Here is a 24,678-nt window from a genome sequence, read left to right on the forward strand (position 1 = left end):
CCCCGGGCACGGGCCCCGAGCGTGGAACACGGGGGTCCTGGACGTTCGACACACGAGACGTGGGAGTTCGACACACGGGACCTGAGGGTTCGACACACGTGGAGGTGGGATGCGGGAGGCGGCGTTCGGGGACCGGCCCGAGGCGGAGGTCTGGCGGGCGCTGGGCGGCGGGGTGGAGGAGCGGTGGCTCGCGGCCGTGGTCCTCGGCGGGCAGGGCCGGTACGCGGCGGCGGCCTCGGTGCTCGGTGAGCTGATCCGGGGAGGTGGGCTGTTCGGGTCGCTGGCGGCCTCCACGCTCGCCTCGCACCGGCGGCAGCTCGGCGGCCACGCGGCGGCCCGCGTGCTCGACGCCCGCGCGCTGGCGATGGCGCCCGACGGCGGCGGCGGCGACCGCGACGACGTCGACCCGGCCGGGGCGCGGGCCGACGCGCTCCTCGGGCTCGCCGCGGACGCCGTCGGGACCGGGCGGCTCGCCGAGGCGCGGCGACTGCACGCGAGGGTCGAGCCGCACGGGTGGCGCAGCCGGGTGCGCCACCAGTGGCTGGCGGCCGAGATCGCGTTGGCCGGCGGTCACGCGGAGCAGGCGGTGCCCCCGGCCGAGGCGGCCGCCGCGACCGCGCGGGAGGCCGGCGCAACGCGACACATCCTCAAGTCCGACCTGGTCCTGGGCACCGCTTTGGTGGTGCGGGGGACCCCCGAAAGCGTCGCCAGGGGGGTCGACGTGCTACTCTGTGACCTAAATCACACTGACCGCCGAGGACTTTTCTCGTTGGTCTGGCCGACGGCGCTCGTGCTCGCAAACGCCCAGGCAGACCGCAGTATTGCGGGAAAGCAAAACATGAAGGAACGCGCGGAAAACGCTCTGAGCTGCGTGTTGCGCAGAGCCGACCCGTCGGGTCGCCGTTTGGCGGACCGCTCGCCGTGGATCCCGACTGCGCTGCTCCGTTCCGGGGAACCCCCGAACGCAGACCCCGAGACGAACTTCTTGACGGATTAAGCACCGGATCGTGTCAAGGTTCGGCCTCTAGCGTCCGATAGGGGATGTGGAACGTCACTCGGCTGCAGGAAGGAGTCCCCGTGACCACGGTCCTTATTTGCGACGACCGGCGCAGTGTGCGGGAGGGTCTCACCCGCGTGATGTCGGCTGTCCCAGGGGTTAGCCGCATCGACTGCGTAGCGCACGGTGACGAGTTGTTGGCCCGGTTCTCTCGGCAGCCGGTCGACGTCGTACTGGTTGGCACCCAGCGCGCCGTTCCGACCGGGGTCGAAGCGACCCGGCGACTCGTCTCGGCCAACCCGCAGGCAAACGTCATCGTCTTCGGCGCACCGGACGACGCGGGCAGCATCGCCGCCGCGATCGCCGGCGGGGCGCGCGGCTACCTCCGCTGGGACGCCTCGCGCCCCGAGCTGGTCGCCGCGCTGGCGCACACGCTCGCGAGCACGAGCGTGCCCGCGCCGCGCCAGCCGTCGGACCCGGGCGTCCAGCTCACCGAGCGCGAGCTCCAGGTGCTGCGCGGGATGAGCCAGGGCAAGAGCAACGGGCAGATCGGGCGCGAGCTCTACCTGTCCGAGGACACGGTGAAGACGCACGCCCGGCGCTTGTTCCGCAAGCTCGGCGTGCGGGACCGCGCCCAGGCCGTCGCGCACGGCTTCCGGCGCGGCCTCGTGTCCTAGGCACGGATCGCGCACAGGCTCGGGGCCAGGCTCGTCGGACTCGTCAGGCGAGTCGCACCGGCACTCCTTCCTCCAGCCACGGCCCGGCGACGCTACGCGTCGCCGGGCCGGCGCGCGTCCACGGGCGTGTCGGCTGGTCGGGTGAGGTCCAAAGACCCCTTCTCGGCCCGGTTGCCCGACATCGGGCCGGCCGGACGGTACGGTGAGCGTCACCAGTCCGGGCGACGTCGGTCGTCCCGTGCTGTTCTTTGTCGGTACGCCTACGCGTAACACCAGGGCAGTTGTCTGCGATGACCAACTTGGGGGACGGACTGGACGCCGAAGTGGGCGCAGCCGTCGATGGCGACCGCCACGCGATCGAGCGGCTCCTGGCATCCATCCGGCCCCTCGTGGTGCGGTACTGCCGCGCCAGAGTCGGAAGGCAGGAGAGGTCCTTCGCTTCGGCGGACGACGTGGCCCAGGAGGTGTGTCTCGCGGTGCTGACGGCCCTGCCCAGCTATCGCGACCAGGGTCGGCCGTTCCTGGCGTTCGTCTACGGGATCGCCGCGCACAAGGTGGCCGACGCTCATCGCTCCGCCGCCCGGAACCGGTCCGAACCGGTCCCGGAGGTGCCGGACGCCCCCGAGACGGAGGCCGGTCCGGAGCAGCGCGCCATGCAGGGCGAGCTGTCGGAGCGGATGGCGCTGCTCCTGAAGGTCCTCCCCGAGAAGCAGCGGGAGATCCTGCTGCTCCGCGTGGTCGTCGGCCTGTCGGCCGAGGAGACCGCCGACGCGGTCGGCTCCACGCCGGGCGCGGTACGGGTGGCGCAGCACCGCGCCCTGGCCCGCCTGCGCAAGACGTTGGCAGCGGAGGAGGTGGTCTGAGTGGCTGACCAGCACGAAAAGGGCAACGGAGAAGTCGTGCGCGGACGAGGTGAGAGACCGCCGCGGTCCGATGACACCCTGATCGAGGACGCCGTGGCCGGGCCCGGCGACGACCTCGCGGGGATCCGGGCCGACGACGCGCTGCTCGACGCGCTGGGCGGGCGTGGCGGCGAGGAGCCGGACTCGCTCGTCGAGGACGAGTTGAACGCGCTGCTGCTGGCCTGGCGGCGCGAGGTCGACAGCCCGCCGGTGGGCGAGCTGGTCGACACGGACACCGCGGTGGCCACGATCGCCGCCGCGCGCACCCCGCCGCCCGCCCGGCGGCGGTTCCTGATCCCCCTCGCGAGCGCCGCCGCCGTGCTGGCGATCGCGTTCACCGGGATGAGCCTGGTCGCGCGCGACGCCGAGCCCGGCGACGCGCTCTGGGGCCTGACCAGGGTCCTGTACTCCGAGCACGCGCGGTCGGTGGAGGCCGCCGTCGCCGTGCGCACCGACCTCGACACCGCCCGCGCGGCACTGCGCGACGGCCGGTACGGCGAGGCCCGCGACGCCCTGCTCAAGGCGGGCGACGCCCTGCCGGCGGTCTCGCCCGACGACGGCAAGGACGACCTGGCCCAGCGGCACGAGTCGCTGCTGCAGGAGCTGACCAGCACCACGCCGTCGCCGAACACGACCACGACGGCCGGGCCGTTCACGACGCAGCCGTCGCCGACGCCCGAGACCAGCCGCCTCTCGCCGACGCAGACGACGACGACCGAGCCGACCACCACGGTCCCGCCGCCGCCGACCACCACCGAGACGGTCACGCCGACGGACGGCACGGCCCAGCCGCCGGCACCCTCGGGCGAGCCGCCGGCCAGCGGTCAGAGCAAGGGCGACACGGTGACGCCCGGCGTCACGGACGGCGAGACGACCGCGGGCGGCTGAGGCACCGCGCCGGAAGTGTGACGAAGCCCGCTCCCCGTCCGGGGGCGGGCTTCGTCACACCCGTCAGCGCGCGCTCTCGGTCGCCGTCACCCCGTCGGCGTAGCCGCGGCAGTACTCCCAGCTGACGTAGGCCGCCGGGTCCGGGTCGTACGCGGGCTCGTGCGGGCGCATTCGACCGTCCGACAGCAGCTGCTCCAGGCTCGACCGCAGCAGCGCCCAGTCGTGGTAGTGCGGCTCCTGGCACTCGCCGCAGTCGACCACGATGCCCCTGACACCACGCGGTTCCAGCAGCGCCTGGTACACCGCGAGGTCGCTGAGGTCGCCGATCAGCTCGGCCCGCTCGGCGTCGTCCATCGGCGGGTGGTCGTGGTCGTGGTCGGGTTCGCCGAGGGCCCGGGCGGGGTCCTCGGGGTCGCCCGCGAACGGGTCTGGTGGCAACGCGTCGTGCGGCACGACCCCGCACGGTACCGGGCGGACCCGCGTGCACGTCCAGATACCATGACCTGAACCCATCGCCGCTGCGTGGAACCGATCCGCGGCGGCGGGATCGCCGCACTACGGAAGGCAAGCCAGCCGCCATGACCAGCGAGCTCAACGCTGACGGAGTCCCGCCCAAGTTCGCCATGCTGGGACTGACCTTCGACGACGTACTGCTGCTGCCCGCCGAGTCCGAGATCGTGCCGAGCGGCGTGGACACCAGCACCAAGCTGTCGCGCAACATCACGCTGCGGGTCCCGCTGGCCTCGGCCGCCATGGACACCGTGACCGAGGGCCGGATGGCCATCTCGATGGCCCGCCAGGGCGGCATCGGCGTGCTGCACCGCAACCTGCCGCTGGAGGAGCAGGCCCGCCAGGTGGAGACCGTGAAGCGGTCCGAGGCGGGCATGGTGAGCGACCCGGTGACGTGCACCCCGGACGACACGATCCGCCACGTCGACGAGCTGTGCGCGCGCTACCGGATCTCCGGTGTGCCGGTCACGGACGCCGACGGCAAGCTCGTGGGCATCATCACGAACCGCGACATGCGGTTCGAGGTCGACCACTCGCGCAAGGTCAGCGAGGTGATGACCAAGGGCCCGCTGATCACGGCCCAGGTCGGCGTCTCGGCCGAGGCCGCGCTGGGCCTGCTGCGCCGGCACAAGGTCGAGAAGCTGCCGATCGTGGACGGCGAGGGCAAGCTGCGCGGCCTGATCACGGTCAAGGACTTCGTCAAGACCGAGCAGTACCCGAACGCCTCCAAGGACCCCGACGGCCGGCTGCTGTGCGCGGCGGCGATCGGCGTCGGCGAGGACAGCTTCGCGCGGGCGATGGCGCTGGCCGAGGCGGGCGTCGACGTGATCATGGTCGACACCGCGCACGGCCACCAGCGCAACGTGCTGGAGATGGTCGCGCGGGTGAAGAAGGAGCTGGGTGACGAGGTCGACGTGGTCGGCGGCAACGTCGCCACCCGCGCCGGCGCGCAGGCGCTGGTGGACGCGGGCGCGGACGGCGTGAAGGTCGGCGTGGGCCCCGGCTCGATCTGCACCACGCGCGTGGTCGCGGGCGTGGGCGTGCCGCAGATCACCGCGATCTACGAGGCGAGCCTGGCGTGCGGCCCGGCGGGCGTGCCGGTGATCGGCGACGGCGGCATCCAGTACTCCGGCGACATCGCCAAGGCGATCGCGGCCGGCGCGAGCGCGGTCATGCTGGGCAGCCTGCTGGCGGGCACGGCCGAGTCGCCGGGCGAGCTGGTGCTGGTCAACGGCAAGCAGTTCAAGACCTACCGGGGCATGGGCTCGCTGGCGGCGATGCAGGGCCGCGGCACCGGCAAGTCCTACTCGAAGGACCGCTACTTCCAGGACGACGTGCTGTCGGAGGACAAGCTGGTGCCCGAGGGCATCGAGGGCCGCACGCCGTTCCGCGGCCCGCTGTCGTCCGTGGTGCACCAGCTCGTGGGCGGCCTGCGCGCGGCCATGGGCTACACCGGCTCGAAGACGGTCGCCGAGCTCCAGCACAAGCAGTTGGTGCGGATCACGGCGGCCGGGCTGAAGGAGAGCCACCCGCACGACATCACCATGACCGTCGAGGCCCCGAACTACACGACCCGCTGAACCGGGCCGCCCTGGGCTAGTGTTCCCAGGTTCCGCCAGCCCTCCAGGTTCCTGGCCTGCCCGGGTTCACTGGTTCCACGGAAGGACGACAAAGGTGCGCGATCTGGTCGAGATCGGCATGGGCCGGACCGCGAGGCGGGCCTACGAGCTGGACGACCTCGAAATCATCCCGTCCCGCAGGACCCGGTCCTCCAAGGACGTCTCGACGGCCTGGCAGATCGACGCCTACCGGTTCGAGATCCCGCTGATCACCCACCCGACGGACGCGATCGTGTCCCCGGGCACGGCGGTCGCGATCGGTGAGCTGGGCGGCCTGGGCGTGCTGAACGCGGAAGGCCTGTGGGCTCGCCACGGCGACGTCGAGGAGGCCCTGTTCCGGTTGGTGCAGGCGGTGGAGGACACCGACGACCCGGCCGCGCCGGTGAGGGTGCTGCAGGAGCTGCACGCCGAGCCGGTGCGGATGGACCTGATCGCCGAGGCGGTCAAGCAGGTCCGCGAGTCGGGCGTCACGGTCGCCGTGCGGGTGAGCCCGCAGCGGGCGGCCGAGCTGACGCCGGACCTGCTGGCGGCCGGCGTGGAGATCCTGGTCGTGCAGGGCACGATCATCTCGGCGGAGCACGTGTCGCGCGACGGCGAGCCGCTGAACCTGAAGTCGTTCATCGCCGACCTCGACATCCCGGTGATCGCGGGCGGCGTCGGCGACTACCGCACCGCGATGCACCTGATGCGCACGGGCGCGGCGGGCGTGATCGTCGGCTACGGCTACACGCCGGGCGTGACCACGACGGACTCGGTGCTGGGCATCGGCGTGCCGATGGCCACGGCCATCGCGGACGCGGCCGCCGCGCGGCGGGACTACCTGGACGAGACCGGCGGCCGGTACGTGCACGTGATCGCCGACGGCGGCGTGCTGACCAGCGGCGACATCGCGAAGTCGATCGCCTGCGGCGCGGACGCGGTGATGCTGGGCGAGCCGCTGGCGGCGGCGTCCGAGGCGCCGGGCCAGGGCCTGTACTGGACGGCCGCGTCGGCGCACCCGTCGGTGCCGCGCAGCCACGTGTCGACCGGCGTGGACCAGGTCGTGGACCTGCGCAAGCTGCTGTTCGGCCCGTCGGTGGACCCGCGCGGCGTGACGAACCTGTTCGGTTCGCTGCGCCGGGCGATGGCCAAGACCGGCTACTCGGACCTGAAGGAGTTCCAAAAGGTCGGCCTGACGATCCGCGGCTGAGGATCCGCGGCTGAGGATTCGAGGCTGAGGACTTCCGGGCCGACGGCTTTCGGCGAGGCGAACGGGCCCCTGCTCCAGGCGGGGGCTTTTTCGTGCCCGGCCGCGCCTGAACCGATCGAGAACTAGCTGTTACCGGAAGTTACGCCTACTCTCGCCGGCATGGGTGAACTCGCCGGTAACAACACCGACTACGACGTCGTCGTGGTGGGTTCGGGCTTCGGCGGCAGCGTCGCCGCGCTCCGGCTCACCGAGAAGGGCTACCGGGTGGCCGTGGTCGAGGCGGGCCGCCGGTTCGCCGACGACGAGTTCGCCGAGACGTCCTGGGACCTGCGGCGGTACCTGTGGGCGCCCGCGCTGGGCTGCTACGGCATCCAGCGCATCCACGCGCTGCGCAGCGTGATGATCCTGGCCGGCGCGGGCGTCGGCGGCGGGTCGCTGGTGTACGCGAACACGCTGTACCGGCCGCTCAAGCCGTTCTACGCCGACCGGCAGTGGGCGCACATCACCGACTGGGAGGCCGAGCTGGCCCCGTTCTACGACCAGGCGAGCCGGATGCTGGGAGTGGTGGAGAACCCGACCACCACCCCGTCCGACGTGGTGATGCAGCGCGTCGCCGAGGACATGGGCGTGGCCGACACGTTCCACCCGACGCCGGTCGGCGTGTTCTTCGGCGAGCCCGGCGAGCCCGCCGAGGACCCGTACTTCGGCGGCGCGGGCCCGAGCCGGACCGGCTGCACGCAGTGCGGCGCGTGCATGTCGGGCTGCCGCGTCGGCGCGAAGAACACCCTGGTGAAGAACTACCTCTACCTGGCCGAGCGCAACGGCGCGGAGGTGCTGCCGCTGACCACCGTGACGGACCTGCGCCAGGCGCCGGACGGCACGTGGGTCGTCGGCACCCGGCGCACCGGCGGCAAGCTGCGCAAGGGCCGCCGCACGATCACCGCGGGCCAGGTCGTGCTGGCCGCCGGCACGTGGGGCACCCAGCAGCTGCTGCACCGGATGCGGGCCGAGGGCGCGCTGCCCGACCTGTCGCCGAGGCTGGGCGAGCTGACCAGGACGAACTCCGAGGCGATCATCGGCGCGGCCCGCTTCACCGTGGACGAGGAGCGCAACTTCAGCCGGGGCGTGGCGATCACCTCGTCCATCCACCCCGACGAGCAGACCCACATCGAGCCGGTCCGCTACGGCAGGGGCAGCAACGCCATGGGGCTGCTCCAGACGCTGGCCACGGACGGCGCGAAGGCCACGCCGCGGCTGGTGCAGTTCCTCGCCCAGGCCGTCCGCCACCCGCTGCGGCTGGCCCGCCTCATGTCGGTGCACCGGTGGAGCGAGCGGACGGTGATCCTGCTGGTGATGCAGAGCCTCGACAACTCCATCACCACGTTCACCAAGAAGGGCCTGTTCCGCCGCAAGCTCACCTCCCGGCAGGGGCACGGGCAGCCCAACCCGACGTTCATCGAGGCGGGCCACCGGGCGAACCTGCTGGCCGCGCGGCACATCGACGGCATGCCGGGCGGCACCTGGGGCGAGCTGTTCAACATCCCGCTGACCGCGCACTTCATCGGCGGCTGCCCGATCGGCTCGACCCCGGCCGAGGGCGTCATCGACCCGTACCACCGGGTCCACGGCTACCCGGGCCTGTCCGTGGTGGACGGCGCGGCGATCTCGGCCAACCTGGGCGTGAACCCGTCGCTCACCATCACCGCGCAGGCCGAGCGCGCGTTCTCGGTGTGGCCGAACAAGGGCGAGCCGGACCCGCGACCCGACCAGTCGGCGGGCTACCGGCGGATCACCCCGGTGCCGCCGGTCAACCCCGCCGTGCCCGCCCACGCACCCGGCGCGCTGCGGCTGCCGATCGTGGGGGTCCGGGGGAGCTGATCATCCCTATGGTGGAGGTGTGGCCGACCCAACCCCCGAGCGGATCGTCGAACTGGCGGACGGCGTCCACGCGCTGATCTCCGAGGACGCCCCGAACGTGGGCGCGATCGAGGGGGAGGACTTCCTGGTCTGCGTCGACGCCCGGGCGACGCCGGCGCAGGCCCGCCGCTGGCTCGACCCGCTGCGCCGGCGCACCCGCAAACCCGTCCGCCACCTGGTCCTGAGCCACTACCACGCGGACCGCGCGCTGGGCGCGAGCGCGTTCGACGCCGCCGAGGTCGTCGCCCACGAGAACACCAGGGCGCTGATCGCCGAACGCGGCCGGGAGGACTGGCGAGGTCGGCGCGACCTGGTCGGGGAGGCGTCGGGCATCCCCGGCCTCACCTGGCCGACCGTCACGTTCTCCGACCGCCTCACCATCCCGCTCGGCGGCGACCGGGGCGAGGTGGAGCTGCGGTACTGCGGGCGCGGCCACACCGCGGGCGACCTCGTCGCCTGGTTGCCGCACCAGCGGATCCTGTTCGCCGGCGACCTGGTCGAGGCGCGGGCCGCCCTCGACACCGCCGACGCGTTCCACGACGAGTGGGCCACCACGACGCTGGACCGCGTGGCCGCCCTGGGCGCGGAGCAGCTCGTCGGCGGGCACGGCCCGCACGCCCGCGACCGGGCGGAGGTCGACGCGGCCGTCGCCAACTCGCGGCACTTCCTGGACGAGCTGCGCCGCACCGTCGGCAGCGCGCACCTCAGCGGCGGCACGCCTGCGGACGCGTACCGGGCCGCGCACCGCGCCCTGGCGCCGCGCTACGGCCGGTGGCCGGCGTTCGAGCGCTGCCTGCCGTTGAACGTGCAGCGGTACTGGGACGAGTGCGACGGCGTGGTCTGGCCGCGCGTCCGCACCGCCGAAACCGACCGCGAGGTGCGGCGGGCCCTGCGGTGACACCCCGCCCCCACCGCCGCCGGGGCGTCACCGCGAACCCCTCGGGCCGCCGCGGGACCGTGCGCTCAGAGGGTGATGCCGGTGAGCACCATCGTGCGCTCCTCGGTGAAGTCCTCCATCGCCGACCGCACGCCCTCGCGCCCGGTGCCGGACCCCTTCACCCCGCCGTACGGCATCTGGTCGGCGCGGTAGGACGGCACGTCGCCCACGATCACCCCGCCCACCTCCAGCTCCGCCGCCGCCGAGAACGCCACCTTCAGGTCCCGCGTGAACACGCCGGCCTGCAACCCGTAGTCGGTCGCGTTGGCCAGCTCGAACGCCTCGTCCACCGAGTCCACCACGGCCACCGCCAGCACCGGCCCGAACACCTCCTCGTGCCACAGCCTGGCGTCGCGGGGCACGTCCTGCACCACCGTCGGCTCGACCGAGGTCCCCGACCGCCCGCCGCCGACGTGCAGCACCGCGCCGCCGGACACGGCCTCGGCGACCCACTCCTCGACCCGCCGGGCGTTGTCCTCGTCGATCAGCGGCCCGACCTCCACCTCGGGGTCGTGCGGGTCACCGGTCCTCAGCCCCCGCACCGCCTCGACCAGCTTCGGCACGAACTCCCCGGCGACCTCGCGGTGCACCAGCACCCGCTGCACCGCGATGCAGGACTGCCCGCCCTGGTAGTTGCCGTACGTGGCGATCCGCTGCGCCGCGAAGTCCAGGTCCGGCCAGTCGGGGCAGACGATGGCCGCCGAGTTGGACCCCAGCTCCATCACCACGTGCTTGCGCGGCGCGGAGTCCATCAGCGACCACCCGACCCCGGTCGAGCCGGTGAACGAGATGACGGGCAACCGCTCGTCGGTCACCAGGGTCTTCATGTCACCGCCCCGCACGGGCAGCACGGAGAACGCGCCCTCGGGCAGCTCCGCCTCCGCCAGCAGCTCGCCCAGCAGCAACGCCGACAGCGGCGTGGCCGACGCGGGCTTCACGACCACCGGCGCGCCGACCGCCAGCGCCGGCGCCACCTTGTGCGCCACCAGGTTCAGCGGGAAGTTGAACGGCGCGACCGCCAGCACCGGCCCGCGCGGCACCCGCCGCACCACGGCCATCCGGCCCTCGCCGCCGGCGTCGGTGTCCAGGCGCTGGAGGTCGCCGGTGAACCGCCGGGCCTCCTCCGCCGCGAACCGGAACGTGTTGACCGCCCGCTGCACCTCGACGTTCGCCCACTTCAACGGCTTGCCGTTCTCCGCGGTGATGGTCTCGGCGACCTCCTCGGCCCGGTCGGCCAACGCCGAGGCCACGTGCGACAGCGCCGCCGCCCGCACGTGCGCGGGCGTTTGCCGGAACTCCTTCGCCACCGCCGCCGCGGCGGCGACGGCCCGCTCCACCTGCTCCTGCCCGGGGACCGCCACCGAGGCCACCTCGGTGCCGTCGAACGGGTGGTGCACCGCGAGGGCTGAGACGCCCTGTTCCGCGTGTCCAGCGATCCAGCAGGGCCGTGGCTGAGGCGTGAACGCGTCCATGACCCACACCGTATTCCCGTCCCGCCGACTTCCACCTATTGATCTTGGAAGTACCCCCGTCCGCCCCACGCCCGCGTCCCCGCGAAGTGCCGGCGTACGTACTCGGCGTGCCGCGAGTAGTAGGCGTCGTGCCCCTCTTCCCGCTGCCGCCGGAACTCGGGCCGCCCCCGGATCATCGCGACCATGTCCGCCAACCGCGCCAGCACCCGTTCGCCGATCCCCTCCAGCGGCAACCCGTACTCCGCGCAGAACAACCCGGCCCGCCGCCACTGCTCCGCGACCCCGCCGAAGCCCCCGTCGCCCTCCGGCGCGAACGGCGCCAGGCAGTACACCGAGTAGGCCACGTCCCACCACCGCGGCCCCGGCCGGGCGCCGTCGAAGTCGATGACCCCGACCGGCACGCCGTCCCGGAACACCACGTTGTAGGGAGCCAGGTCGTTGTGGCAGATCACCTCTACGGGTGAAATCGGCGGGAACTGCCAGCCGGCCACCCCGACCTCCGCCACCACGGGGACCGAGGCGTCGTGCAGCCGCCGCGCCAGGCGCGCCACCGCGACCAGCACCTCGTCCGACCGCAGCCGTTCGGCCAGCGGCGGGTGGCCGACCTCACCCGGGAGGTACGACAGCACCTCCCGCCCGCGCCCGTCCACGCCGTGCGGGACCGGCGAAAGGCCAAGCGGCGCAAGGCGTCCGAGCAGCCGGTGCACGTTGGGCGTCCACGGCCCGGTGGGCCGCCGCACCGTCGACCCGACTCGCACGACCTCGTTGAGGCCGCCTCCGGTGAGCACTTCCTCCTCCACGCATGACATCCTTCACCTGCGCGGATCCGCCAGACGAGAGGTTTTCCCCCAGTGGCCGAGAGCAGCAACCGCCCTGTGCTGGTAGTCGACTTCGGCGCGCAGTACGCGCAGCTGATCGCCCGGCGAGTCCGGGAGGCGCAGGTCTACTCGGAAGTCGTCCCGCACACCACACCCGTGGCGGAGCTGCTCGAACGCGACCCCGCCGCCATCGTGCTGTCGGGCGGCCCGTCGAGCGTCTACGAGCCGGGCGCGCCGCAGGTCGACCCGAAGCTGTTCGAGATGAACGTCCCGGTCTTCGGCATCTGCTACGGCTTCCAGGCCATGGCGGGCGCGCTCGGCGGCACGGTGGAGCACACCGGCACCCGCGAGTACGGCCGCACGGACCTCGGCGTCCGGCACGCCGGCGGCCTGCTGCACGACGAGCTGCCCGCCAACCACCCGGTGTGGATGAGCCACGGCGACTGCGTGACCAAGGCACCCGAGGGCTTCACGGTCACCGCGACCAGCGAAGGCGCCCCGGTGGCCGCGTTCGAGGACCCGGAGCGCCGCTTCGCGGGCGTCCAGTACCACCCCGAGGTCGGGCACTCGCCGCACGGCCAGGAGGTGCTGCGCCGGTTCCTGCACGACATCGCGGGCATCCGGCCGCAGTGGACCACGTCCTCGATCGTGGACGAGCAGGTGGCGCTGATCCGCGAGCAGGTCGGCGACGGCCGGGCGATCTGCGGCCTGTCCGGCGGCGTGGACTCCGCCGTGGCCGCCGCGCTCGTCCAGCGGGCCATCGGCGACCGTCTGACCTGCGTGTTCGTCGACCACGGCCTGCTGCGGGCCGGTGAGCGCGCCCAGGTCGAGCGGGACTTCGTGGCCGCCACGGGCGTCAACCTGGTGACCGTGGACGCCCGCGAGCGGTTCCTCGACGCGCTCAAGGGCGTGACGGACCCCGAGCAGAAGCGCAAGATCATCGGCCGCGAGTTCATCCGCGTCTTCGAGCAGGCCGAGCGCGACCTGAAGGCCGAGGGCGACTACCGGTTCCTCGTCCAGGGCACGCTCTACCCGGACGTGGTCGAGTCCGGCGGCGGCGCGGGCGCGGCCAACATCAAGAGCCACCACAACGTCGGCGGGCTGCCCGACGACCTCGAGTTCACGCTGGTGGAGCCGCTGCGGGCGCTGTTCAAGGACGAGGTCCGCCGCGTCGGCGCCGAGCTGGGCCTGCCCGAGACGATCGTGCAGCGGCAGCCGTTCCCCGGTCCGGGCCTCGGCATCCGGATCATCGGCGAGGTCACCCAGGAGCGGCTGGACGTCCTGCGCAAGGCCGACGCGATCGCCCGCGAGGAGCTGACCAGCGCCGGGCTGGACCGGCAGATCTGGCAGTGCCCGGTCGTGCTGCTGGCCGACGTGCGCAGCGTGGGCGTGCAGGGTGACGGCCGCACCTACGGTCACCCGGTCGTGTTGCGCCCGGTGTCCAGCGAGGACGCGATGACCGCGGACTGGACCCGGCTGCCCTACGACGTGCTGGAGCGGATCTCGACCCGCATCACCAACGAGGTGAGCGAGGTCAACCGCGTGGTCCTGGACGTGACGAGCAAGCCGCCGGGCACCATCGAGTGGGAGTGAGCGCGGAGGAGGGCCCGTCCTCCCCGGGACGGGCCCTCCTCCGTCACACCCCCGACACCCCCGGCTAGCGGCGCCGGCGGGCCGAACCCGCCAGCAACCCCAACCCGATCACCATCGCCCCTCCGGCCAACGCCCACCTCAGGTCGAGGAAGTCCGGCCAGGCCGCTCCGTCGGAGAGCATGTAGGCCGCGGCGACCAGGGCCGCGACCCCGAACACCAGCCCCACCACGTCGACCCCGCGCCGCTCGACCGAATCCTGGTCAGCCACGGCTCACCTCCACCTCTCCGAGGTCGCTGCGCACGTCCAGCACGACCTTCAGCCCGCCGGGGCCGTCGGCCCCGTAATCGGTCACCTGCTCGTACCGCCCCTCGCCGTCGGACTCCCGGCCGAGGCAGCGCACCGAACCCAGGTCGGCCCGGCAGTCCACCGTGACGTCGGCGTCGGCGGGCACCCGGACCCGCGCGCTGCCCAGCCCGACCTCGACGGCCGTCGTGACCGACCCGCTGTCCGGCAGCGCGGTCAGGTCCAGCTCGACCTCGCCGACCCCCGCCGCGTACCGCTCCTGCACCTCGGCCACCGCCGTGGGCCGCGCCCTCGTGCTGCCGACCTCCCCGGCGTCGACGTCGAAGTCCACCGACGTCAGCACCACCCCGGCCACCGACAGCGGCACGACCAGCCAGACGAGGCCGCGGCCACCGCCGCCGCGCAGCGCGCCGAGCACCATCCCCGCGCCCAGCACGGCCACGAGGAGCCCGATCACGTGCCCGGCGCGGAACCAGTCCGAGTACGCCGACGCCACCAGCGACCCGGCCAGCACCACCAGCGCCGCGCCGAACGTCGCCCCGCCGACCCGCGACCTGCGCCGCGCCGGCACCGGCTCGACCGGCCGCGCGGGCTCCGGCGGACCGCCCGGCTCGGGCAGGTCCCACGCGAACGGGGCCGCCCCCAACGGGTCCCACGCCGGTGGGTTCACGCGCCCGGTCGCCTGCTCCTCCGTCGACACCCCGACCCCCGCACCGCCTCCGGCACCACCGTCCGCGACTCCCGGGCCACCGACACCCGCACCACCCGCGGGGACGCCGAACGCCGGCGTCGGCTCGGGCCGGTTGAGCTGCCCGCGCCCGCGGTGCAGCAGGTAGACCGCGCCCACGGACAGCAGCACGCCGCCGACCATGGTGAAGCCGCCGTCCACGAAGAACCCGGTCGCCGGCACCACCGCGAGGCCGAGCAGCACCGTCAACGCCGTGGGCGTCGAGCTGTGCCCCCGACCCAGCAGCGACTCCGCCGGCGACACCTCGTCGTCCGCCTGCGCCAGCAGCAGCCAGCCCAGCAGGTAGATGAGCACACCGGCCCCGTTGCACAGCGCCATGGCCACGAACGCCACCCGGACGATCACCGGGTCGATCTGGTACCGCTGGGCGATACCGGCGGCGACACCGGCGATCTTGCGACCGTCGTGGGGCCGCCTGGGCCGCGTGGCCCAGAAGTCCTTCAGCGTCTCTTCGACGCCGGCTGCGTTGATGCTCCCGCTCACGACGACAAGCTTGCTCAACGGGCACCGCCCCGCACATCGGGGAGGCACCCTGAACCGGGGATCGGGTGGAACCCTGATGACCGGCCCCGACCCCCGTGTGACCATCGAGGGGTGAGCGTGGAGACGAAGACCCTCGAACCGGTGCGCCGCAGGCGGACCGGCCGGGTGGTCGCGGGCGTGGCCGGCGGTGTCGCCGACCACCTCGGCATCGAGGTGTTCTGGGTGCGGGCGGCGTTCGCCGCGCTGACCGCCCTCAACGGGGTCGGCGTCATCGCCTACGGCCTGCTGTGGCTGTTCGTGCCGCAACGGGCGGCGGGCGAGCCGGAGGAGCCCGCGAACCCGAGGGAGCGCCAGCAGGCGTTGGGCCTGGTCGCCCTGGGCATCGGCGCGGCCGTGCTCGCCGGCCTGTTCTCCGGCCCGCTCAGCGGCTGGATCGCCGGGCCGCTCGCCGTCGCGCTCGTGGGCGCGGCCGTGGTGTGGCGGGAGGCGGACGAGGCGCAGCGCCGCCGCTGGCGCGACGGCGCGAGGTCCGGGATCCTCGGCGGCACCGGCCGCAGCGCGATCGTGCGGGTCCTCGCGGGCGTGGCCCTGGTCGCCATCGGCATCGGCGTGCTGCTCGTCAACAGCTACGGCGTCGACCAGCTCCGGTTCGCGCTGCTGGCCGTGGTCGCGACCCTCGGCGGCGTGGCGGTGCTCACCGTGCCGCTGTGGATCAAGCTCATCAACGACCTGGGCGAGGAGCGCCGGGTCCGCATCCGCACCGAGGAGCGCGCCGAGATCGCCGCCCACCTGCACGACTCCGTGCTGCAGACCCTCGCGCTGATCCAGAAGCAGGCCGAGCAGCCGCGCGAGGTCAAGCGCCTGGCCCGCGGCCAGGAGCGGCAGCTGCGGGAGTGGCTGTACGGGCGCGTGGTGGAGGACAACAACGAGCCGACCACCATGTCGGCGGCCATCGCGAAGGCGTCCGGCGAGGTGGAGGACACCTTCGCGCTGGCCGTGCAGCAGGTCGTCGTGGGCGACTGCCTGCTCGACCCGAACCTGTACGCGCTGGTCCAGGCCGCCCGCGAGGCGATGGTGAACGCGGCCAAGCACGCGGGCGTCGCCGAGATCAGCGTGTACGGGGAGGTGGAGCCGGAGCGCGTCACCGTCTTCGTCCGCGACCGGGGCAAGGGCTTCGACCCGGGCACCGTGCCGGAGGACCGGCATGGCCTCGCCGACTCCATCGGGGGGAGGATGGACCGGCACGGCGGCGAAGTCCGGATCCGGACCCGGTTGGGCGAGGGCACGGAGGTGCAGCTGATGATGCCGAGGAAAACCGCAGACAAGCGAGAGACGGGGGCCAGGACATGACCGTTCGGGTGTTCCTGGTGGACGACCACGCGCTGTTCCGCGCCGGGGTGCGGGCCGAGCTGGACTCCATCACCGACGAGATCGACGTCGTCGGCGAGGCCGGTTCGGTCGGCGAGGCGGTGGCGGGCATCGGGCACCACCGGCCGGACGTGGTGCTGCTGGACGTGCACATGCCCGACGGCGGTGGCGCGGAGGTGCTGCGGCAGGTCCGCACGGCCCTGCCCGAGGTGGTATTCCTGGCGCTGTCGGTGTCCGACGCGGCCGAGGACGTCATCGCGGTCATCCGCGCCGGCGCGCGCGGGTACGTGACGAAGACCATCTCCAGCCAGGAGCTGGTGCGCGCGGTCGTGCGCGTGTCGGAGGGCGACGCGGTGTTCAGCCCGCGGCTGGCCGGGTTCGTGCTGGACGCGTTCGCCGACCGGCCGGGCGCGGCCCCGATCAGCGACCCCGAGCTGGACCTGCTGACCCCGCGGGAGCGGGACGTGCTGCGGCTGCTGGCGCGCGGGTACGCGTACAAGGAGATCGCGTCGGAGCTGTTCATCTCGGTGAAGACGGTCGAGACGCACGTGTCGAGCGTGCTGCGCAAGACGCAGCTGTCCAACCGGTACGAGCTGTCGCGCTGGGCGTCCGACCGGCGACTGGTGTGACCGCTCAGGTGAGCTGCTCGGAGGAGCTGATCCGCAGCCGCCCGTCGACCGGTTCGACCACCATCAGGTAGAAGCCCGCCACCTCGGCCGGGCCGCGCCGGAACGTCACGCGCGCCCGGACCACGAACCGGTCCCCGTCGCCCGGCACGACCTCGAACTGGTCGGCGCGCACGTCGTCGTACTGCTCCCAGAAGCGCTGGTACTCCTCGAACGGCTGCCGGAAGGTGGCGGCCAGGTTGTCGTAGGCGGCCGGCGTGTCCTCGGGCAGCAGCTCGTAGTGCCGCTCGACCAGGGCGCGGGCCTCCTCGGACGTGTGGGCGGGCTCGCCGAACGGCCCGAGCCGCAGCGCGGCGACCGCGACGGAACCGGCCACGAGCAGCAGCACCACCGCCGCCACGACGGGCGCCAACCAGCGCTTCCCGTGGTCGGCGGTCGCGGGGGCGGCCTCGGTGGCGACCTCGGTCGCGGGCTCCTCGACGCCCTGCGCCGGGTGCGGTGCCGACACCTGGGCCGCCGCGCTCCGCGATCGCGCCGGGCCGGGTGCCGGATTGGGCGTCGACGGCCGGTCCGGACCCGCTGCCGGGTTCCGCGTGGACGGCCGGTCCGAACCTCCTGCCCGGTCCCGCGTTGACGGCCGGCCTGATCCCGTTGCCCGGCCGCGCGTGGACGGCCGGTCCGAATCCGCTGCCGGGTTCCGTGTTGAGGGTTGGCCTGATCCCCCTACCTGGTCCCGTGCTGACGGCTGGACCGATCCCGCTGCCGGGTTCCGTGTTGACGGCTGGCCTGATCCCGCTGCCCGGTCCCGTGCCGACGCCCGGTCCGAACCCGCCGCCCGGTCCCGCGCCGACCCGCGCGCCGACCCCTGCCCGGCCCCTCGCGCCGGCCCCTGCGCCCGACTGCGCGCCGACACCTGGGCCGACACCCGCGCCGCGCCCTCCTTCGACGCCCGCGGCGCGTGGGCGGTCAGCAGGTCCACCGCCTCGGCCGCCGTCGGCCGCCGTGCCGGGTCCGCCGAGAGCAACCGCAGCAGCACCCCCGTCAACGCCCCGGACCGCGTCGGCGGCTCGACCAGCCCCGCCGCGGCCCGGTACAGCAGCCCGAAGTTGTTGTCGCTGACCCCGTGCGGCGACCTGCCCTCGGTGGCCGCGTACAGCGTCGCCCCCAGCGAGAACACGTCCGATGCCTGGTCCGGCTGCTCGCCGCGCGCCACCTCGGGCGCGAGGTACGCCGGTGTGCCGGTGATCATGCCGCTGTCGGTGAGCGTGCCGTCCCCCGCGGCCCGCGAGATGCCGAAGTCGGTCAACTTGACCGTGCCGTCGTGCCCGATGAGCACGTTCGACGGCTTCACGTCCCGGTGCACGATGTCCGCCGCGTGCGCCGCGGCCAGTGCGGCGGCCACCCGACCCCCGATCCGGGCCGCCTCCTCCGGGCTCACCCCGCCCCGCTCGGCCAGCAGCCCGGCCAGGCTGCGCGAGGGCAGGTACTCCATGACCAGCCAGGGCCGGTCGTCCTCCACCACCACGTCGAACACGGAGATCGCGTCGGGGTGCTGCAAGCGCGCCGCGTTGCGCGCCTCGCGCATGGCCCGCGCCCTGGCCACCTCGACGGCGTCCGCCGTCAGGTCCGGCCACCTCAGCCGCTTGACCGCCACCTCCCGGTCGAGCAGCTCGTCCCGCGCCCGCCACACGACGCCCATGGCGCCGCTGCCGATGCGCTCGATCAGCGCGTACCGACCGCCGACCGTCGCCGCTTCCGTCCCCCCGGACTCCGCCACGTCAGCAGGTTAGGCGATGGCGCGGCCCGCGGCGGTCAGTTGGTGGAGACCAGCTTGGCCAGCTCGCGGTCGAAGTCGATCCACAGGTCCTCCTCGCCGGGCTGGACCACGTCGTAGGTGAGGTCGAGGAACTCGGCGATGTCCTCGGCGTCGGCGGACAGGATGGCGAAGCCGGTCGGCGCGTTCAGCTCGACCAGGACGCGCTCCGGGTCGTCGGCCGCCGGCCGGACCAGGATGTCGCCCTCGCCGGACGAGGTGAGCAGGCCGTCCGCCAGCAGGTCGCGGGCGAAGATCCACTCGACCTTGCCCTGCCCGGTGTGGAACAGCACGGCTACCGCGTACGGGTCCTCCGGCTCGTAGTGGAGTTCGGCCTCCACCGGCGCCGGGGCCACGCCCGGGACGAGGAGGTGGAACGTCGTGGCGATGGTGATGCTGTCGTTGCTCATGTCCTGTGGGTTCCCTTCCGGAGTCGTCCCTCTCATGTGAGGAGACGTCCGTGAGGGCGAATCGGGACGTAGTTCGCCTGAACACCACGCGATCGGGGGAGACCTGGGTCTCAACTCCACCCGTTTGCCCAGGACGGGTGTCTCAGTTGGACCCTCGGGCCCCGACACGACCGGACAACGGTGCGTTATCGCAGGTCACTTCAGCGTAGTCGCCTTGACGCCGACGGGCTCGTCGAGGACCGGGACGACCGCCGTCGCGGGCTGCCGGCGGGTCAGCGCGACGCCCACGAGCACCACCACCATGCCCGCCACGATGCGCAGGTTGATCGCCTCGCCCAGGAACACCGCGCCCAGCAGCACCGACACCACCGGCAGCAGGTAGCCGACCGTGGTGGCGTTGGTCGCGCCCTCGTCCTCGATCAACCGGTAGTTGAGCACGAACGCCACGCCCGTCCCGAAGACGCCCAGGATGCCCACGGCCACGAGCGGCTGCCACGACAGGTGCACCGGCTGCGCCCCCGCCACGGGCACCACGACGGCCGTCATGCCCGCCGCGGCCACCAGCTGCGCCGCCGAGATCTGCATCGGCGTGAGGCCGCGCCCGGACACCTTGCGGCCGATGTAGGCGTAGGCGACCGCGTAGGACGCCGCCGCGGCCAGGCACGCCAGCGCGCCCCAGCTCGCCAGCCCGGCCTGCTGCCACGGGGCGAAGATGAGCAGCACGCCCGCGAAGCCGAGCACGAGGCCCGCGAACCGGGCCGGGTTGCGGCGCCGCTCCGAGCCCAGCAGGAGCCCGATGCCCAGCGCCCACAGCGGGGTGGTGGCGTTCAGCACGCCCGCCACGCCCGAATCCACCGTCTGCTCGCCCAGCGCGAACAGCGCGAACGGCACCGCGCTGCCGAAGACGGCCGCGAAGCACAGGTGCAGCCACGACGTCCGGTCCCGCGGCAGCCGCTGCTTGTTCCAGCGCACGAGCGCGACCAGCACGACCGCGCCCAGCGCGGTGCGGGTGAGCGTGATCTGCAACGGCGAGAGGCCCGTCAGGGCGATCTTGATCCACAGGAAGCTGGAGCCCCAGAGCAGGGCCAGGACACCCATCCTGATCAGCGTGCCAGGCTTGTTCACGCCCCTACTCTGCGCGTCCCCGAACTATCAGCACAAGTGAATAGAACTGCACGAAGCTTAAGCGGCGCTGTACGGTGGGGTCATGTTGGACGTGCGACGCATGCAGGTGCTCCGGGCCGTGGTCACCACCGGCTCCATCACGGCCGCGGCGGTCAACCTCGGCTACACGCCCTCGGCCGTCAGCCAGCAGGTCTCGGCCCTGGAGAAGCAGGCCGGCCTGCCGCTGCTCGACCGCGTGGGCCGGGGGGTGCGGCCCACCGTGGCGGGCCGGCTGCTCACCGAGCACGCCGCGCTCATCACCGACCGGCTGGTCGAGGCCGAGGCGGCGCTCGCCGACCTCCGCGCCGGCCGCACCGGGCGGCTGCGGGTCCGCTACTTCGCCACCGCCGGCGCGGCCCTCGTGCCGCCCGCCGTCGCCCTCTTCCGCACCAAGCACGCCGACGTCCAGCTCGACCTGAAGCTCACCGAGCCGGACGACCCGATGGTGGAGGTGGAGGCGGGCCGCGCCGACGTGGCCCTCGTCGTGCACCACCGGGACGGCGAGTCGCCGCGCGGGGTGCACCTCGTGCACCTGCTCGACGACCCCTACCTGGCCGTGCTGCCGCGCGGCCACGAGCTGACCCGCAAGCGCGTGCTCGACCTCGCCGACCTGGCCGACGAGCAGTGGGTGGACGCCGTGGCGCCGCCCGGCCCGTGCCGCGACATCGTGCTCGACGCGTGCGCGGGCGCGGGGTTCACGCCGAACATCGTGGTGGAGGCCGACGACTACCCGACCGCGCAGGGCTTCGTCGCGGCCGGGCTCGGCGTGACCATCGTGCCCAAGCTCAGCCTGGGCGTCGTGCACCCCGGCGTGGTGGTCCGCAAGCTGCGGCACCCGGAGCCGACCAGGACGATTTGCGCCGCCATCCGCGAGGAGGGCGTCCGCTCACCCGCCGTGGCGAGCCTGCTGGACGCCCTGAAGGCCTCGGCCCACTAGCCCCGCGCGACGTGCCGCGTCACGCCTTGCCCATCGGGTCTTCCTTGTCGATGAACAGGTACTCGCCCTGCCACGCCAGGCCGACGAGCTTGCGCTCGCGGCTGACCGTGCCGTCCTTGAGGTTGTAGGTGACGACGACCTCGTACGCGTACGGCGAGTTGAGCTTCACCTCGTCGAGGCTGACCGACTTCACCTGGTTCCACCAGTTGCGGAAGCCGTCGATGCCGCCCGAGGTGTTCTTCATCTTCGGGCTGAGCCGGTTGAAGCCCTCGTCCACGGCCTCCGGCATGAGCGCGAAGTAGTCGCGGACCGTCTGCTCCTGCTGCTCGAGCGTCGGCGAGCCGATGACCTTCACGGGCGGACCGGCCGCCTTCTTCGACGGCGTCACCGACGCCTCGCCGCCCGCCTCCTGCGCCGTGGTCGACGTCGTGGAGCCCGCCTGGGTGCCCTCGGAGCCGGAGCCGTTGGACAGGATGCTCGCCAGCAGGATGCCCACGACCGCGGCGACGGCGATGGCGAGCGCGGTAACCACCGCGGACCGCTTGCCCCTCAGCGCACCGCCGGACGGCCTGGCCGCGACCGGCGGGTGGGCCGCCTGCCGCTGCGGCGCGGGCTGCTGCGCCGGCACGGGCGCCACCCTGGTCGCGGGCGGCGGGGCGGCGGCCGCGTTGCCCTGGGCGGCCGGTGCGAGCGCACGGGTCGGCGCGGCCTGCACGGGCGCGCCCTGCCACGACGGCGGGTGCGTCTGCGGCAGCGGCACCGGGAACTCCGGCGCGGCCCGGCCCGACGCCACCGCGGCGAGCGCCTCGCGGGCCTCGGCCATGGTCGGCCGGTCCTCGGGCTCGGCGCGCAGCAGGCGCATCAGCAGCGCGGTCAGCGGGCCCGCCTGCTTCGGCGGCACCACCTTGCCCGACGCGACCTGGTGCAGCAGCGCGATGGTGTTCTCGTTCAGGCCGAACGGCGGCGCGCCCTCGATCGCCGCGTACAGCGTCGAGCCCAGCGAGAACACGTCCGAGGGCGGGCCCGGGTCGTAGCCCTTGGCGACCTCGGGCGCGAGGTAGGCGGGCGTGCCCGCGAGCATCCCGGTCGCGGTGACGGTGACGTCGCCGGTCGCCCGGGAGATGCCGAAGTCGGTGATCTTCACCGTGCCGTCGTTGCCGAGCAGGATGTTGCCCGGCTTGATGTCGCGGTGCACGATCCCCGCGTTGTGCGCGGCGGCGAGCGCGGAGGCGACCTGCGAGCCGATCGACGCCACGTCGCGGGGCGGCAGCGTGCCGCGCTCGGACAGGGCGGTGGACAGGCTCTTGGACGGCAGGTACTCCATCACCAGCCACGGCTGGCCGTCGTCCTCCGCCACGTCGTAGACCGCGATCGCGTGGGGGTGCTGGAGGCGGGCCGCGATCCGGCCCTCGCGCATCGCGCGGCGCTTGGCCTCGTCCGTGTCGGACTCGGCCAGGCCCGGCTGCAGGAGCAGCTGCTTGACCGCGACCGTGCGGTGCAACCGCTCGTCGTGCGCCTGCCAGACGACGCCCATCGCACCGCTGCCGATCCGCCGGCCAAGTCGGTAGCGGCCGGCAACCAGGCGGCCATCGTCGCTCACGGCGTGCTCCCAGTAGCTGCTAGGGCTTCATTGAGTGGCGAACGACTGGACGCCACCAGGACAAGGACGTTGCATCACCCGATCGGGTTCAACACCACACCTTACGAGGTTCGCTAGCCACCCTGTCCCACAGTGGGGGGTGTCGTCGTGGTCGTCGTGGTCGGCGGGGTCGTCGTGGTGGTCGTCGTGGCGGTGGTCGTGGTGGTGGTCGGCGGTGTCGTCGTGGGCGGCGGTGGCGGTGGCGGTGTGGTGGTGGTCGTGGTCGGCTCCACCGTGACCGTCTCGGTCTCCACGGTCGTCACGGCGGCGGGCGTCGTGGTCGTCGTGGTGGTCGGCGCGGGCGAGGACGAGCTGGTGCCGCCCACCGACGGTGAGACCGGCTCCTTCCCGCCGAACCAGTCCAGCGCCACGGCGAGGAAGCCGAGCAGCAGCAGCGCGCCGAGCACCACCGCCGCGATCACCAGCGCCCGGTTGTCGTTCGACCGCGACGGTGCGGCGACGGGCACCGCGCCGCCCGTGGACCGCGGCCCGGGCCGCACCACGCGGGTGCGGTCGGCGTCCAGCACGGTCGTCGCGCCCGCGGCCACCGGCGCGAACCCCGGCGCGCCGGCCGGCAGCATGCCGGTCAGGCTGGGGTTGCGGCCGTGCGCGACCGCGCTGAGCATGTCGCGGGCCTGCGCCATGGTGGGCCGGTCGGCGGGGTCGTAGTTGAGCAGCCGCAGCAGCACGTCGGTCAGCGGGTGGTCGACCGTCGGCGGGTTGATCCGCCCGGCCGCCACGGCGTGCAGCACGCCCAGCGTGTTCTCCGACAGCCCGAACGGCGGCTCGCCCTCGACCGCCGCGTACAGCGTCGAGCCGAGCGAGAACACGTCCGAGGCGGGCGTCGGGTCCTGGCCGCGCGCGATCTCCGGCGCGAGGTAGGCGGGCGTGCCCGCGATCAGGCCGGTCTTCGTGACCGTGACGTCGTCGCTGGCCCGGGAGATGCCGAAGTCGGTGATCTTGACCAGGCCGTTGTCGGCGAGCAGCACGTTGCCGGGCTTGACGTCGCGGTGCACGATCCCGGCGGCGTGCGCGGCGGCCAGCGCGGCGGCGGCCTGCATGCCGATCTGGGCCACCTCGACCGGGTCGAGCGGGCCGTGCTCGGCCATCGTGTCGGCGAGGCTGTAGGAGGGCAGGTACTCCATGACCAGGCACGGAGCGCCGTTCTCCTCCACCACGTCGTAGACGGCGATGGCGTTGGGGTGGTGCAGCTTGGCGGCGATGCGGCCCTCGCGCATGGCGCGCTGGATCGCCTCGTCCTGCTCTCGCTCGTCGAGGCTGGGCGCCAGCAGCAGCTGCTTGATCGCCACGATCCGGCCCAGGCGCTCGTCCTGGGCGCGCCACACGACGCCCATCGCGCCGCTGCCGATGCGGTCCAGGAACCGGTAGCGCTCGGCGATGACGCGATCGTCGTTGCTCACCGGACCACCTCGCTGGGGCGCTGCGTGACCGCGGCAAGGGCAGCAGGTCTCACGCTGGGGCTCCTCGTCGTGCGGATCGGTGCGCGGAACAGGCTAGGCCACCGCTCGCCCGCAGAGCCTACCCCGGCCCTGACTACGCGTTTCGAGCCGTTGCGCAGCTCACGCGAGCCGAGGGGTGACCGGGAAGGGATACCTGATACCGGGCCGTAAGGACACCCGTTCGCAGGAAGATCGCCGGTTTTGCGG

At 73.4% G+C, this 24,678-nt stretch carries 22 protein-coding genes; 12 read left to right on the forward strand and 10 right to left on the reverse strand.

Annotated features, from left to right (window positions below; all coding sequences use genetic code 11):
• Positions 1 to 109: 109 nt before the first annotated feature.
• The 4 genes from ACIGNX_RS08635 to ACIGNX_RS08650 all read left to right on the forward strand — a co-directional run bounded on the left by ACIGNX_RS08635 (position 110) and on the right by ACIGNX_RS08650 (position 3,464).
• Positions 110 to 997 carry a hypothetical protein gene (locus ACIGNX_RS08635; protein ID WP_396537752.1) on the forward strand — a complete coding sequence of 296 codons (888 nt, stop codon included), beginning with the start codon at positions 110 to 112 and terminating at the stop codon, positions 995 to 997.
• 80 nt (positions 998 to 1,077) lie between these two features.
• Positions 1,078 to 1,674 (forward strand): response regulator transcription factor, encoded by a 597-nt coding sequence (locus ACIGNX_RS08640; RefSeq protein ID WP_015805222.1) that lies wholly within the window; start codon positions 1,078 to 1,080, stop codon positions 1,672 to 1,674.
• A 290-nt stretch (positions 1,675 to 1,964) separates the two neighbouring features.
• A complete protein-coding gene (locus ACIGNX_RS08645) occupies positions 1,965 to 2,537 on the forward strand; it encodes a sigma-70 family RNA polymerase sigma factor (RefSeq protein WP_158844722.1) in 573 nt (190 codons plus the stop codon).
• Positions 2,538 to 3,464: an anti-sigma-D factor RsdA gene (locus ACIGNX_RS08650; protein WP_396537755.1), complete on the forward strand. Its 927-nt coding sequence runs from the start codon at positions 2,538 to 2,540 to the stop codon at positions 3,462 to 3,464.
• Between the two features lie 63 nt (positions 3,465 to 3,527).
• Here the strand turns inward: ACIGNX_RS08650 and ACIGNX_RS08655 are convergent, their stop codons facing one another.
• Positions 3,528 to 3,977, reverse strand: a complete 450-nt coding sequence (locus tag ACIGNX_RS08655) for a DUF5319 domain-containing protein (RefSeq protein WP_396537757.1) — start codon at positions 3,975 to 3,977, stop codon at positions 3,528 to 3,530.
• A 65-nt stretch (positions 3,978 to 4,042) separates the two neighbouring features.
• On the opposite strand from ACIGNX_RS08655, the gene guaB reads away from it, so the two are divergent.
• The 4 genes from guaB (at position 4,043) to ACIGNX_RS08675 (ending at position 9,597) form a co-directional block, all read left to right on the forward strand.
• A complete protein-coding gene (gene guaB / locus ACIGNX_RS08660; protein ID WP_396537759.1) occupies positions 4,043 to 5,554 on the forward strand; it encodes an IMP dehydrogenase in 1,512 nt (503 codons plus the stop codon).
• A 94-nt stretch (positions 5,555 to 5,648) separates the two neighbouring features.
• The gene (locus ACIGNX_RS08665; RefSeq protein ID WP_396537761.1) at positions 5,649 to 6,782 is read left to right on the forward strand and encodes a GuaB3 family IMP dehydrogenase-related protein; all 1,134 of its coding nucleotides are present in this window, start codon (positions 5,649 to 5,651) and stop codon (positions 6,780 to 6,782) included.
• A gap of 159 nt (positions 6,783 to 6,941) precedes the next feature.
• Entirely contained in the window at positions 6,942 to 8,660 is a 1,719-nt protein-coding gene (locus ACIGNX_RS08670) for an FAD-dependent oxidoreductase (RefSeq protein WP_396537763.1), read from the forward strand.
• A 19-nt stretch (positions 8,661 to 8,679) separates the two neighbouring features.
• Positions 8,680 to 9,597: an MBL fold metallo-hydrolase gene (locus ACIGNX_RS08675; RefSeq protein WP_396537765.1), complete on the forward strand. Its 918-nt coding sequence runs from the start codon at positions 8,680 to 8,682 to the stop codon at positions 9,595 to 9,597.
• 65 nt (positions 9,598 to 9,662) lie between these two features.
• On the opposite strand, the gene ACIGNX_RS08680 is transcribed toward ACIGNX_RS08675, so the two are convergent.
• Both ACIGNX_RS08680 and ACIGNX_RS08685 read right to left on the reverse strand, forming a co-directional pair.
• Positions 9,663 to 11,108, reverse strand: a complete 1,446-nt coding sequence (locus tag ACIGNX_RS08680) for an aldehyde dehydrogenase family protein (protein ID WP_396537767.1) — start codon at positions 11,106 to 11,108, stop codon at positions 9,663 to 9,665.
• Positions 11,109 to 11,143: 35 nt separating this feature from the next.
• A complete protein-coding gene (locus tag ACIGNX_RS08685) occupies positions 11,144 to 11,908 on the reverse strand; it encodes an aminoglycoside phosphotransferase family protein (RefSeq protein WP_396537769.1) in 765 nt (254 codons plus the stop codon).
• Between the two features lie 51 nt (positions 11,909 to 11,959).
• On the opposite strand from ACIGNX_RS08685, the gene guaA reads away from it, so the two are divergent.
• The gene (gene guaA / locus ACIGNX_RS08690; protein WP_396537771.1) at positions 11,960 to 13,519 is read left to right on the forward strand and encodes a glutamine-hydrolyzing GMP synthase; all 1,560 of its coding nucleotides are present in this window, start codon (positions 11,960 to 11,962) and stop codon (positions 13,517 to 13,519) included.
• Positions 13,520 to 13,583: 64 nt separating this feature from the next.
• On the opposite strand, the gene ACIGNX_RS08695 is transcribed toward guaA, so the two are convergent.
• The gene (locus tag ACIGNX_RS08695) at positions 13,584 to 13,787 is read right to left on the reverse strand and encodes a hypothetical protein (RefSeq protein WP_396537773.1); all 204 of its coding nucleotides are present in this window, start codon (positions 13,785 to 13,787) and stop codon (positions 13,584 to 13,586) included.
• Positions 13,780 to 15,054, reverse strand: coding sequence for a PspC domain-containing protein (locus tag ACIGNX_RS08700; protein ID WP_396537775.1), 1,275 nt, complete (start codon positions 15,052 to 15,054; stop codon positions 13,780 to 13,782). The genes ACIGNX_RS08695 and ACIGNX_RS08700 overlap by 8 nt, the downstream gene beginning before the upstream one ends.
• Positions 15,055 to 15,114: 60 nt before the next feature.
• Here ACIGNX_RS08700 and ACIGNX_RS08705 point away from each other — a divergent pair, with 60 nt between their 5' ends.
• Positions 15,115 to 16,404 carry a PspC domain-containing protein gene (locus ACIGNX_RS08705; RefSeq protein WP_396538190.1) on the forward strand — a complete coding sequence of 430 codons (1,290 nt, stop codon included), beginning with the start codon at positions 15,115 to 15,117 and terminating at the stop codon, positions 16,402 to 16,404.
• Complete coding sequence (locus tag ACIGNX_RS08710) at positions 16,401 to 17,051, forward strand: response regulator (RefSeq protein WP_396537777.1); 651 nt, start codon at positions 16,401 to 16,403, stop codon at positions 17,049 to 17,051. Before ACIGNX_RS08705 ends, ACIGNX_RS08710 begins: the two co-directional genes overlap by 4 nt.
• Before the next feature lie 4 nt (positions 17,052 to 17,055).
• Here ACIGNX_RS08710 and ACIGNX_RS08715 read toward each other — a convergent pair whose 3' ends face one another.
• The 3 genes from ACIGNX_RS08715 to ACIGNX_RS08725 form a co-directional block, all read right to left on the reverse strand.
• A complete protein-coding gene (locus ACIGNX_RS08715) occupies positions 17,056 to 18,825 on the reverse strand; it encodes a protein kinase (protein WP_396537779.1) in 1,770 nt (589 codons plus the stop codon).
• Between the two features lie 35 nt (positions 18,826 to 18,860).
• On the reverse strand, positions 18,861 to 19,271 hold the full coding sequence (locus tag ACIGNX_RS08720) for an SsgA family sporulation/cell division regulator (RefSeq protein WP_396537781.1): 411 nt from the start codon (positions 19,269 to 19,271) through the stop codon (positions 18,861 to 18,863).
• Positions 19,272 to 19,466: 195 nt separating this feature from the next.
• On the reverse strand, positions 19,467 to 20,369 hold the full coding sequence (locus tag ACIGNX_RS08725; protein WP_396538192.1) for a DMT family transporter: 903 nt from the start codon (positions 20,367 to 20,369) through the stop codon (positions 19,467 to 19,469).
• A gap of 109 nt (positions 20,370 to 20,478) precedes the next feature.
• Between ACIGNX_RS08725 and ACIGNX_RS08730 the strand changes: the two genes are divergently transcribed.
• On the forward strand, positions 20,479 to 21,372 hold the full coding sequence (locus ACIGNX_RS08730) for a LysR family transcriptional regulator (RefSeq protein ID WP_396537783.1): 894 nt from the start codon (positions 20,479 to 20,481) through the stop codon (positions 21,370 to 21,372).
• Between the two features lie 19 nt (positions 21,373 to 21,391).
• Here the strand turns inward: ACIGNX_RS08730 and ACIGNX_RS08735 are convergent, their stop codons facing one another.
• Together ACIGNX_RS08735 and ACIGNX_RS08740 are read right to left on the reverse strand one after the other, a co-directional pair.
• Positions 21,392 to 22,972 (reverse strand): serine/threonine-protein kinase, encoded by a 1,581-nt coding sequence (locus ACIGNX_RS08735; protein WP_396537785.1) that lies wholly within the window; start codon positions 22,970 to 22,972, stop codon positions 21,392 to 21,394.
• A 113-nt stretch (positions 22,973 to 23,085) separates the two neighbouring features.
• Positions 23,086 to 24,432 carry a serine/threonine-protein kinase gene (locus ACIGNX_RS08740; RefSeq protein ID WP_396537787.1) on the reverse strand — a complete coding sequence of 449 codons (1,347 nt, stop codon included), beginning with the start codon at positions 24,430 to 24,432 and terminating at the stop codon, positions 23,086 to 23,088.
• Positions 24,433 to 24,678: the final 246 nt, after the last annotated feature.

The organism is Actinosynnema sp. NPDC053489, assembly GCF_044544865.1.
In the GTDB taxonomy this organism is placed as follows: Bacteria; Actinomycetota; Actinomycetes; order Mycobacteriales; family Pseudonocardiaceae; genus Actinosynnema.

Coding starts and splice junctions, on each gene's coding strand:
- ACIGNX_RS08655 (WP_396537757.1), bottom strand. CDS start 3,977: ATGGGTTCAGGTCATGGTATCTGGACGTGCACGCGGGTCCGCCCGGTA.
- ACIGNX_RS08710 (WP_396537777.1), top strand. CDS start 16,401: ATGACCGTTCGGGTGTTCCTGGTGGACGACCACGCGCTGTTCCGCGCC.
- ACIGNX_RS08680 (WP_396537767.1), bottom strand. CDS start 11,108: ATGGACGCGTTCACGCCTCAGCCACGGCCCTGCTGGATCGCTGGACAC.
- ACIGNX_RS08730 (WP_396537783.1), top strand. CDS start 20,479: ATGTTGGACGTGCGACGCATGCAGGTGCTCCGGGCCGTGGTCACCACC.
- ACIGNX_RS08670 (WP_396537763.1), top strand. CDS start 6,942: ATGGGTGAACTCGCCGGTAACAACACCGACTACGACGTCGTCGTGGTG.
- ACIGNX_RS08720 (WP_396537781.1), bottom strand. CDS start 19,271: ATGAGCAACGACAGCATCACCATCGCCACGACGTTCCACCTCCTCGTC.
- ACIGNX_RS08645 (WP_158844722.1), top strand. CDS start 1,965: ATGACCAACTTGGGGGACGGACTGGACGCCGAAGTGGGCGCAGCCGTC.
- ACIGNX_RS08635 (WP_396537752.1), top strand. CDS start 110: ATGCGGGAGGCGGCGTTCGGGGACCGGCCCGAGGCGGAGGTCTGGCGG.
- guaB (WP_396537759.1), top strand. CDS start 4,043: ATGACCAGCGAGCTCAACGCTGACGGAGTCCCGCCCAAGTTCGCCATG.
- ACIGNX_RS08725 (WP_396538192.1), bottom strand. CDS start 20,369: ATGGGTGTCCTGGCCCTGCTCTGGGGCTCCAGCTTCCTGTGGATCAAG.